This window comes from Thermostichus sp. MS-CIW-36 (genome assembly GCF_054059035.1).
In genome coordinates, this window is the sequence record NZ_JBSSBR010000020.1 from 43,721 (window position 1) to 53,965 (window position 10,245).

The 10,245-nt window shown below is 60.0% G+C and carries 8 protein-coding genes and 1 tRNA gene; 7 read left to right on the forward strand and 2 right to left on the reverse strand.

The genetic code is table 11. The features are described 5' to 3' along the window. Positions 1-97 precede the first annotated feature (97 nt). From nifV to ACVWVQ_RS09750, 6 genes are all read left to right on the forward strand, one after another. Positions 98-1,285: a homocitrate synthase gene (nifV, locus tag ACVWVQ_RS09725; RefSeq protein WP_457508202.1), complete on the forward strand. Its 1,188-nt coding sequence runs from the start codon at positions 98-100 to the stop codon at positions 1,283-1,285. Continuing rightward, a complete protein-coding gene (locus ACVWVQ_RS09730; protein WP_011432085.1) occupies positions 1,275-1,424 on the forward strand; it encodes a hypothetical protein in 150 nt (49 codons plus the stop codon). Before nifV ends, ACVWVQ_RS09730 begins: the two co-directional genes overlap by 11 nt. Then, on the forward strand, positions 1,421-1,684 hold the full coding sequence (locus ACVWVQ_RS09735) for a nitrogen fixation protein NifZ (RefSeq protein WP_011430646.1): 264 nt from the start codon (positions 1,421-1,423) through the stop codon (positions 1,682-1,684). Before ACVWVQ_RS09730 ends, ACVWVQ_RS09735 begins: the two co-directional genes overlap by 4 nt. Beyond that, positions 1,681-1,881, forward strand: a complete 201-nt coding sequence (gene nifT, locus ACVWVQ_RS09740; protein ID WP_011430645.1) for a putative nitrogen fixation protein NifT — start codon at positions 1,681-1,683, stop codon at positions 1,879-1,881. Before ACVWVQ_RS09735 ends, nifT begins: the two co-directional genes overlap by 4 nt. Before the next feature lie 152 nt (positions 1,882-2,033). Then, a complete protein-coding gene (locus ACVWVQ_RS09745; RefSeq protein ID WP_457508204.1) occupies positions 2,034-3,236 on the forward strand; it encodes an L-lactate MFS transporter in 1,203 nt (400 codons plus the stop codon). A 156-nt stretch (positions 3,237-3,392) separates the two neighbouring features. Next, positions 3,393-3,476, forward strand: a tRNA-Leu gene (locus ACVWVQ_RS09750). On the opposite strand, the gene ACVWVQ_RS09755 is transcribed toward ACVWVQ_RS09750, so the two are convergent. Continuing rightward, positions 3,477-5,666 carry a glycosyltransferase 61 family protein gene (locus tag ACVWVQ_RS09755; RefSeq protein WP_457508206.1) on the reverse strand — a complete coding sequence of 730 codons (2,190 nt, stop codon included), beginning with the start codon at positions 5,664-5,666 and terminating at the stop codon, positions 3,477-3,479. It lies immediately after the preceding tRNA gene. 193 nt (positions 5,667-5,859) lie between these two features. Here ACVWVQ_RS09755 and ACVWVQ_RS09760 point away from each other — a divergent pair, with 193 nt between their 5' ends. Further along, complete coding sequence (locus ACVWVQ_RS09760) at positions 5,860-8,556, forward strand: phycobilisome rod-core linker polypeptide (RefSeq protein WP_457508208.1); 2,697 nt, start codon at positions 5,860-5,862, stop codon at positions 8,554-8,556. Positions 8,557-8,876: 320 nt separating this feature from the next. On the opposite strand, the gene ruvB is transcribed toward ACVWVQ_RS09760, so the two are convergent. Then, positions 8,877-10,013, reverse strand: a complete 1,137-nt coding sequence (gene ruvB, locus ACVWVQ_RS09765; RefSeq protein WP_011430641.1) for a Holliday junction branch migration DNA helicase RuvB — start codon at positions 10,011-10,013, stop codon at positions 8,877-8,879. Positions 10,014-10,245: the final 232 nt, after the last annotated feature.

The window sequence follows — 10,245 nt, forward strand, 5'->3', positions numbered from 1 at the left end:
ATTGCCCTGACGCAACCGGGGTCCCGCTAGCGGTGCGGAGCACCATCGACGGTTACCGATTGCCTAGGCGGGCCGTAGGTCTTGGAGGATGGATCCCATGAATTCCTCTATCACCATCAACGACACCACCCTACGCGATGGGGAGCAAGCGGCAGGGGTAGCCTTCCAAATCCCCGAGAAAATCTCCATTGCCGCCCTCTTGGATGCCATTGGCGTACCCGAAATTGAGGTGGGGATCCCGGCCATGGGCGCCGTGGAAACGGAAGCCATTCGCGCCATGCTCAGCCTGGGGCTGCGGGCTCAGCTGCTGGGGTGGAACCGGGCTGTGCCCAGCGATATCCTCGCCTCTATTCGTTGCGGCCTCAAGCGGATCCACATCTCCGTGCCGGTCTCGGATCGGCAAATCGCTGCCAAGTTCCAAGGGGATCGCCCTCGGCTGCTGCGACAGTTGCGCCAATGCGTGGAGATGGCCTTGGAGCAGGGGCTGTGGGTCTCGGTGGGGGCAGAAGATGCCAGCCGCACCCCCCTGGAGCAGGTGATCGAGCTGGCCCAAATGGCCCAAAGCTGGGGCTGTCGGCGCTTCCGCTACTGCGATACGGTGGGCGTTTTGGATCCTTTTAGCACCTACAAGCAGATTCGCCGTCTGGTGCGGGCCATCGATATCCCTGTGGAGATGCATACCCACGACGACCTGGGCATGGCCACTGCCAATGCCTTAGCCGGAATCCGCGCCGGCGCTCAGTCGGTGAACACCACCGTCAACGGCTTGGGGGAACGGGCCGGCAATGCCCCCTTGGAAGAGGTGGTGATGGCTTTGCGCTACACCTTGGGGATCGATGTTGGGGTGGATACCCGCCGTTTGCGGGAGCTGTCTCAACAGGTGGCGCGGGCCAGCGGTGCTCCCCTCCCCCCCTGGAAGGCCATCGTTGGCGACAACGCCTTTGCCCACGAGTCGGGCATTCATGCGGCGGGAGTGCTGCGGGATCCCCAGACCTATGAGCCTTTCCCACCAGAAGCCGTGGGCGGCCAGCGGCGGCTGGTGTTGGGCAAACACTCCGGCCGGCATTTGCTGCTGCAAATCCTCAAGGAACACGGGATCCCTGTCGAGCAGATCCCACCTGGCCAACTGGAAAAGCTCCTGGAACAGGTGCGGCAGCACGTCACCCACTGCAAGCATCCGATCCCACCGGCGGAACTGGCCCGTTATTGCCGCGCAACGCTGACGCAATGGGCGCAACACACTCCAGAACCCATCCCAGAGGAGAGCCATCCCGATGTTGTCTAACCGCTTGTCCGGAAAGGAAACTTCCAAATCTCAGGCCATTTTGGCAGCCGTGTCTCGACGGGCGCGCCAAGTAGGCCGCAGCCTAACCCGCCAAGAGCTTTGTCAGGTGCTGGCAGAAATCACAGGAGGTACCCCATGAGCGACGAACTGGAGCTGGATCGCCCTCCCCAATTTGAGCTGGGCGACAAAGTCCGCATCCGTAAGGTCATCCGCAACGATGGCACCTTCTTCGGCCAGCCGGTGGGGAAAATCTTGGCCGTTCCCGGCGACGAAGGTTACGTGATTTCCATTGGCACCTTTCTACAACGGTTTTACGTCTATGCCGTCCACTGCTTGGCCAAAGGCTTGGTGGTGGGGTGCCGTGCCCAAGAGCTGGAACTTGTGGAGAAAGGGCTATGAAAGTCATCCTGCACGAAAGTGCCTACGGGCATTTGATGGTCTACGTTCCCAAAAAAGATCTGGAAGAATCGGTTGTGGCCACCCGTTCAGAGGCCGGGGAAACCATTTTCACCTTGAGCAACGGTTGGGAATTGTCCATCCCGGAGCTGCCGGAGCCTTTGTCTCTGCCCAAGACGGTAGAGGCCAAACGCCTCTAGCCAACGGTTGGCTGAACAATTCAAGCAATTCTATTCCTATCGGCTCATCCCCGAAAGGGCTGAGAGAATGGGTTGAACTCAGCTCCAACAAGCTCTAGATACCCATGAAAAGGGTTGGATTCCCCGTTACTTTGTATGGACAACCGGCCCATATGGGGAGATGGCTTTTCATCCTCCAGGGGCTCCTGGTTCTTCTTTGCTTGGGAACCGTCTATTCCTGGAGCATTTTCCGCAAGCCTCTGGAAACAGAGCTGGGGATCGGGGCCAGTGAGAGCCTGCTGCCCTACACCGTTGCCCTCGTGTTTTACGCTACCCTCATGCCCATCACAGGGTTTGTCATCCCCCGCTGGGGATCCCGCCGAGTACTGGCTCTGGGGGGCAGCTTGGTGGGCCTGGGCTATGGGCTGGCCAGCTTCGCCCCCTCCATTGGGTGGATTGCCCTCTGCTATGGAGTCATTGCCGGCAGCGGTGTGGGAATAGCCTATGGAGTGCCAATGGCCGTGGCAGCCCGTTGGTTCCCGGATCGCAAGGGATTGGCCGTGGGATCCACCATTGTCGGCTTTGGCCTATCTCCCCTGCTCACTGCTCCCCTGGCCAACTGCTTGATCGAGGCACTGGGGGCTCGGCCTACGCTGCTGATTTTGGGGATCCTCTTTGCAGCGGTGATCTTGGGGATCGCAACCCAACTGAGATTTCCTCCTCCCGATTGGATCCCTTCCTCACCTTTTCCAAGAAAATCCACGAATGGCCCAGATCGCTCTCCGTTGACTTCTCGGCGCTCTCTCCCTCTGCTGAGGAACCCCTCCTTCTATGGCCTGTGGATCTGCTACGCCATCGGCACCCTGGTTGGTTTAAGCGCCATTGGGATTTCTGGTCCTGTGGGGGAAGAGCTGATCGGCCTGGATCCCCCTGCGGCTGCCAACAGTGTGGCTCTCTTCGCCCTTTTCAACGGGCTCAGCCGTCCTCTGTTTGGCTGGTTGGCCGATCGATTACATCCCCATCAGGTCACTACGGGCTCCTATGGGCTGATCCTGCTGGCCTGTGGGCTAATGCTCCTGCCTCCTCAGGGATCCCTTCTGGCCTACTGGGTAACTTTTTCCTTGCTTTGGTTTTGCCTGGGGGGGTGGCTGGCCATGGCTCCCGCCCTGACCCTGCGCTTGTTTGATCCCGAACGCTACGCCCAGAACTACGGCATTGTGTTTACCGCCTATGGAGTTGGGGCCTTGGTGGGAACGATGATCACGGGGCAAATTCGCGATAGGCTGGGCAGCTATAGCTATACCCTTTATGGGATGGCCGCCTTGGCGGTGGTGGGGATCTGGGTGGCCAACGTTTTTTTGAAAGAGAAGTTGTAGGAGCTTCAAGCCAGCGGGCACAGCAGGGATCCCATCAGCAGGGGCAGCAATCCCCTACTTCATACCCTCCACTGCAGGGCTGGGTGAACCAACTTAAAGACTTGCCCCCCCAAGGCAAGCAGTTTGGTAGAGTAGTACGGCTATTGCCGACAGATTGGGATCGTGGCGGAATGGTAGACGCTACGGACTTAAAATCCGTTGTTCCTCAAGAACGTGAGGGTTCGAGTCCCTCCGATCCCATCATCCCTTGATCCCTGTCTGTTCCAGCACATTCAGCAAGTCCGGGATCCGAACCCAGGCATCTTCTCGATCCAAATCGGGGCTGGAAAGAAGAGCCACCAAAGCCGGATCGCAAACAGGCGCCACCAAGGGGAAATACCTTAACCCTGCCACCTGAGCAATACTCCAAAAATAGGGAAGCACTGCATTGCTGGGCAAGATCTCGATGACGGTGGTGCCGGGTTGACAAAAGGCGAGGTTGGTTAGGCCCGCCCCGTGGATCCCGATCACCGCCTCTGCCCCTTGCATTAGGGCTATTTGCTCTTGAAGAGAAAGGGTTTCCATCGGCACCGGTGCAAATCCCCAAGGGTGCAAACAGGCTAGCACCTCCGCTTCGTTGATCACCCGCCGCCAGCGGGCAGAGCGACGGCTGATGTAAATCCGCCGCGGCTGCAGGGGGTCGATGGAGAAACTCGGCTGGGCCAGTTGCCGCAGCACCTCCAATCCCCTAGGCGTCAAGCACCCCACCGGAGCGCCTGCTGAGGGCACGATCAGGTTTTGGGCTTGCAGATGGGATCCCCCCAACTGCTCAAAGCTGAGGATGCGCTCGACTGGGATCCCCAAAGCAGCCAAGCTCTGCACCTGAAAGGGCTTTCTTTGATACCCGTGGATCAAGATGGGAATGTCCTTTTCCAGGGCGCCCGACCGCTGCAGGATATCGAGGGCCGGCAGAGTATCCACCATCCAGTGAAAGTAATTAACTGCCCCCAAGGGCAAAAGGGCAACGGGGCCATCCAGTGGGATCGGTGGGGGGAGATGGGGCAAGCCCAGCAGGGGGTGGTGTCGCAGGTGATCTGGCCTGTAGTCCCAGTCGAGGAACTCCGGCGGCGGCAAGCTCAGGGATAGATCGGCGAGCAATTCTCCCCGGCGGGTGAGCACCCCGCTGGCAAAGCTGGCGTAGAGGTGGCGGGGATAGTGGCCCACGTGGACGGATCCTCGGGGGATCTGGGCGACAAAGGTCTCTGCCAAGGGGATGCGCTGCGGGCGCAACTTTTGCAAAATGTCGGGATCAGCGGCAGGGGGCGCTTTTAGACAGAGAACCCCCCCTGGATCCAGCAGTTGGTAGTCCCCTTCGCCCGTGGCCTGATGCCACTGCCGGGTGGTGAGGTAGCCTTGGGTTGGCACCGGCCAGAAGTCGGTTGTAGGGGGGGTGTTCTGGGAAAAGGAGTCTGCTGGAGGGGCAACGCCTTCTGGAGCCCAACGCTGCCGCCAAGCCGAGTACAGCAGGCAATCGGGGCCCTCCCCTCTGCATGCCTGCTCCAGTCCAGATCGCAGAGGGCTTTCTCTGCCACTGCCCTCGCACCACGCCTGCACCCAATTCTGTTCCGCTGCCACCGCTCGGCAAACCTTCTCCCAAGCCGCCTCAGGGTGAGCCAACCGCACTTCCGCTTCCGCCCAGTAGCTGTAGAGTTGAGCTGTCCCGGTGCCCCGCGCCTCAGCCGCCTGGAAACACCCCACAGCCTGAACTGGATCCTGCAGATCCAGCCACGCCAAGCCCATCTGTACCCAGGGATCCCCCCACTCAGGGCGCAGCCGCGCAGCCTCCTGCAGAGGGGAAATCGCCTCTCGCAAACGGCCCAGCTTCATCAGGGCCAAGCCCCAGCGCCAAAAACTCTCTGCCGCCGTCGGATCCTGCTGGCAAGCCCGCTCAAACCACTCCGCTGCCGCAGCCCACAGCCGGCTCCGCTCTTGGGTCAGGCCAATGCGGTGAGCAGCCAAAGCCTGGCCAGAAGACAGCTCCAGCCCAGAAAGCCCATCCCCCACCTCCAGAAGCTGCCGATACAGAGCTGCTGCCTGCGGCCAATGGCCCTTCTCCCACAGGCTTTCCGCCAAAGCCTGCAAGCTCCTCAGCAGGTGGTAGACGGCCTCGGATTCGGCCACCCCCCCCGCTTGCAGCATCGCCAAGCCCTCTTGCCACACCAGCTGCGCCTCCAGTTCCCGACCCAGCAGGAGATAGGCGGCTCCCAGCTCCCAATACAGCTCTGGAGAGGGGGATCCCTGCTCGAGCTGTTGCTGTAAAACCTGGGTAACGCGTTCGTAATGTCCCTGCTCCCAATCCTCAAGGAGAAAAGCGGAAGACAACAGATGGGAGGGTAGAGCTGGGTTGAGAGCCATGTCTTTGTGGATGAGAAACAGTGTTACAAACTGCAACAACCTCCCCACTCTGGGCCCGTGCCCCTAGTATTCTAGGCTTGGCTTCCCCCTCAGGGATCGGGCATCGATCCTTCTCAGCTCAGAGAGGGATGCTCCTCCAGTCGTGGGTCAGCCTCTTCACCCCCTTCGATGGCACTGTCCTCGGCCTTTGTCGGCAGTTTTTTCGATCAAAACGGAGTTTAAAAGATCGATGGGTATCAACGTATCCGCTGGCGCAGTCGTTTCCAACCCCCGTCTCTACCAAACCGTGCCTGTATCGACCATCTCCCAGGCGGAACAGCAGGATCGCTATCTGGGACGCACCGAGCTGGATCGCCTCGAGGACTTTTTCTCCAGCGGCCTGAAACGGCTAGAGATTGCCGAGGTCATTGCGGCCAATTCGGAAATCATCGTCAGCCGGGCAGCCAACCGCATCTTCACAGGGGGCTCGCCCATGGCCTATCTGGAGCGGCCAGAAGCGACCCAAGACGAGAAAGAAGCCTTCAAGCTGGGTACTGCCTTCTACGTGGAATCCACCGGCGGATTCATTGAGGCCATCCGCAACATCTTTAGCGCCAGCGGTGTGGAGATTCCCCCCAATTTCCGCCCCATCAACATCTCCCGCTACGGAGCTGCCAACATGCGCAAATCGCTGCGGGATCTGAGCTGGTTTTTGCGCTACGTTACCTACGCCCTGGTGGCCGGGGATCCCAGCATCATCGCCGTCAACACCCGCGGCCTGCGGGAGATCATCGAAAATGCCTGCTCCGCCGAGGCCACCATTGTCGCCATTCAAGAGATGAAACGGGCGGCGGCTGGCTACTTCCGCAAAGATGCCGAAGCGGTTGCCATCATCAACCAATATTTCGATGTCTTGCTGAGCGAGTTCATCGCCCCCGCCCCTTCCGACAAGCTGCGGCAGCGCAATGCCAGCACCGCCGACGGGATCCCTCTGCAAGGGCTGCAGCTACCCCAGATCTACAACTTGGCTGCCGAAAAAGTTCCCGTTTTTGCCATGAAGCCGGGGCTGTCCAACGCCGAGAAAGAAGAAGTCATCAAGGCCGCCTATCGACAGGTGTTTGAGCGGGATATCCGCCGCGCCTACGGCCTCAAGCTTTCCGACCTGGAGTCGAAGGTGAAAAACGGCGAGATCTCCATGAAGGAGTTCATTCGCCGCCTGGGCAAATCGGAGCTGTATCGCAAGCAGTTCTACGAGCCTTACATCAACAGCCGCGTCGTGGAGCTGGCCTTCCGCCACTTCCTGGGGCGGGCCCCTGAAACCCGCGAGGAAGTGCAGACCTACTTCTCCATCGTCTCCAGCAAGGGCCTGGCCGGCCTGGTGGACGCCCTGGTGGACAGCCGCGAGTACGGGGACTACTTCGGCGAAGAGACGGTACCCTACCTGCGCAAGCTGGGGATAGAAGCCCAAACCAGCGCCAACTGGGGAGCCAAGTTCGACCTCTACACCTACGCTGCCCCCCGCCGCAAGGTGCCCCAGTTCATTACCCTCTTTGCCCGCTACAACCGGCCTCTGCCGGATCAGCATGCCTATGGCTCCGGCAACGACCCGCTGGAGATCCAATTTGGGGCTATCTTCCCCAAGGAAACCCGTTCCCTCAGCGCCCGCCCTGCTCCCTTCAACAAAGATGTCAAGCGCATCCTCATCCGGCGCGGCTTTGCCCTGACCAACGAGCGCACCAATCCCAGAGCAGCAGGGGATCCCGGCAGCCTTGGCCCGAAGGTTTTCAAGCTCACCCAGACTCCGGGAGATCGCAGCCGGCGGCTAGGGGTGCGGGCGGGGATTGTTGGCAGCGAAGTCTCGACGCAAGCGGTGATCCGCGCCTGCTACCAGCAGGTGTACGGTTACATGCCCTACGAAGGCCAACGGCTAACCCGTTGGGAGATCAAGCTGGAGTCGGGGGAAATTCCTGTCAAAGAGTTTATTCGCCAACTGGCCAAGTCGGATCTCTTCCGCAACAAGTACTGGTCCAGCTTGTATGTCTGCAAAGCCATCGAGTTTATCCACCGCAAGCTGCTGGGCCGACCCACCTACGGGCGCCAGGAGATGAACCGCCTATTTGACATCGCCTCCAAGAAAGGGTTCTACGCCGTCGTGGACGCCATCCTCGACAGCGAGGAGTACCAGCAGGTCTTCGGGGAAGATATCGTGCCCTATGAGCGCTACCTCACCCCCGGCGGCCTGGCGCTGCGGCGGATGCGCCCCGGCTCCACCGACATGGCTGTTGCAACCAAGCCCATTCGCACCGACGACGACATCCCTCTCTTTGTCAAGTTGGGTCAGCCTCGGGATATGCCTTCCGGCGAGCTGGAAATCCAGCGGCGGGCCCAGCAGGGGGTGCCCAAGGTACGCCAAGAGATCCCTGTCTTCAAGCTCACCAGCCTGGCCAACAAAGCGGAAGTCAACAACCTCATCCGCGCCGCCTACCGGCAGGTCTTCGAGCGGGATATGGACATCTACAACATCAGCGGCGAGCTCAGCTCTGCCGAGTCCAAGCTGCGCAACGGCGAGATCACCGTCAAGGAGTTCATCGAGGCGCTGGGGTGTTCCGAGCTGTACCGCTCCGAGTTCTATGCCCCCTATCCCAACACCAAGGTGATCGAGCTGGGCACCAAGCACTTCCTGGGCCGTGCTCCTCTCAACCAGCAGGAGATCCGCAAGTACAACCAGATCTTGGCCACCCAGGGGGTGAAAGCCTTTGTGCGCGCCCTGCTGAACACCCAGGAGTATCGGGATCTCTTCGGCGAGGACACGGTGCCCTATCGCCGCTTCCCCACCCTGCCGGCGGCCAACTTCCCCAACACGCAGGAGCTGTACGGTCGCCTTACCAAGCAAAACCGCGAGCTGGTGGTGCCCAGCTTCAGCCCTGTGGGCAATGACCGCAGCTAGATATGGAGCTGATACATTCACGCTGAACTCTCCTGAACATGGTTCAGGAAAGAAGCGATCGCATCCTGCCTATCTCTGAGCAGGAAGGCGGTATCCCGCAAAGCCCTGAGGAATACCCCCCGAGCGCTTTCCCCCTTCACTTCCCGGCAACCGTTGCGGTGGACTCAAGGATCAGGGGGAAACTTGGTCTACTATATCCCTCTCAATGACTTTTGCCAAACCGCCTAAAGCTCAGTAAATTCAGCAAAGTTCAGGGTTTTGGGGGTTAGAGGCATGCTCTCAACCCCTTCTCTCCTTTTGTGGGAGAGGGAAAAGACAAATTAGCTCCACAAAGGCAGAGGAGACTGGGCTTCATAGCCCAGATGCCGTAGCGCAGCAGGGGTAACCACTCGACCCCGGGGCGTGCGCTGCAGGTAGCCGATCTGCAGCAGATAAGGCTCATACACTTCTTCAATGGTTTGGGGATCCTCACCCGTCACCGCGGCCATCGTCTCCAAGCCCACTGGCCCTCCACCGAACTGCTCCACCAGCACCGTCAGCAGCTTGCGATCGATCCAATCCAAGCCCATGGGATCCACCTGGAACAGCTCCAGAGCGGCTGCTGCCACTTCTTGGCTAATGTGGCCATCCCCTCGCACCTGGGCGTAATCTCGCACCCGCTTGAACAGGCGGTTGGCAATGCGGGGCGTGCCCCGAGAACGGCGGGCGATCTCTGCAGCCCCTTCTGGATCGGTGGAGACATTTAAGAGGCGAGCCGTGCGCAGCACGATCTGCACCAGCTCGTGAGGCTCGTAAAAGCGCAGCCGTTGCACGTGGCCAAAGCGATCCCGCAGCGGAGAAGTGAGGGCGCCAATGCGGGTTGTGGCCCCGATGAGGGTAAAGCGTTCCAAGGGCAGAGAGGTGATGCGAGCAGAGCGACCTTTGCCAATGGTGATATCAAGACGAAAATCCTCCATCGCCGGATAGAGCAATTCTTCTGTAACCTTGGGCAGGCGGTGGATCTCGTCAATAAACAACACATCCCCCCGCTTCAAGCGCACCAAATACCCGGCAATGTCGCGGGGGCTCTCCAAAGCCGGCGCGGTGGTCATGTAGAACTGGGATCCCATTTCTGCCGCCAGCACTGCTGCCACCGTGGTTTTGCCTAGACCAGGCGGGCCGTAGAACAGCAGGTGATCCAGAGGCTCTTGGCGAGCGCGGGCCGCCGCAATGGCAATGGAGAGCACTTCTTTAAGTTCCGTCTGGCCAATATATTCCGCTAGGGTGCGCGGGCGCAGGGATTCTTCCTGGGCTTCGCCAGGGTGGGCTTGCGGCTGCAACAGGGCAGAGGGATCCGCTCCCCTTTCCCCAGCAAAGCTCAACTCTCTGCCTTCTTTTCTCCAGGCTGAAGACTTTTGCTGCCGCCGCTTGGGGCCCTCAGCGTTCTGGCCTGTATCCCGAGAAGAAATGATTGCCATATCCCTAAGTCACAGAGGCAATGGCCCCAATTTAACTCTAGAAAAGCTCTGGGAAAGATCACCCCAGCAAAGAGAACAAAAAAATCCCCCAGACCAAGCTGGGGGATCCACCAATGCTGTTGAAGCGTCAGGTCAGGCCATCAGCCACGCACCGCAGGCGCTACCTCCACCGCCGCCAAATCCAGCGGGAAGTTGTGCGCATTCCGCTCGTGCATCACTTCCATCCCCAGGT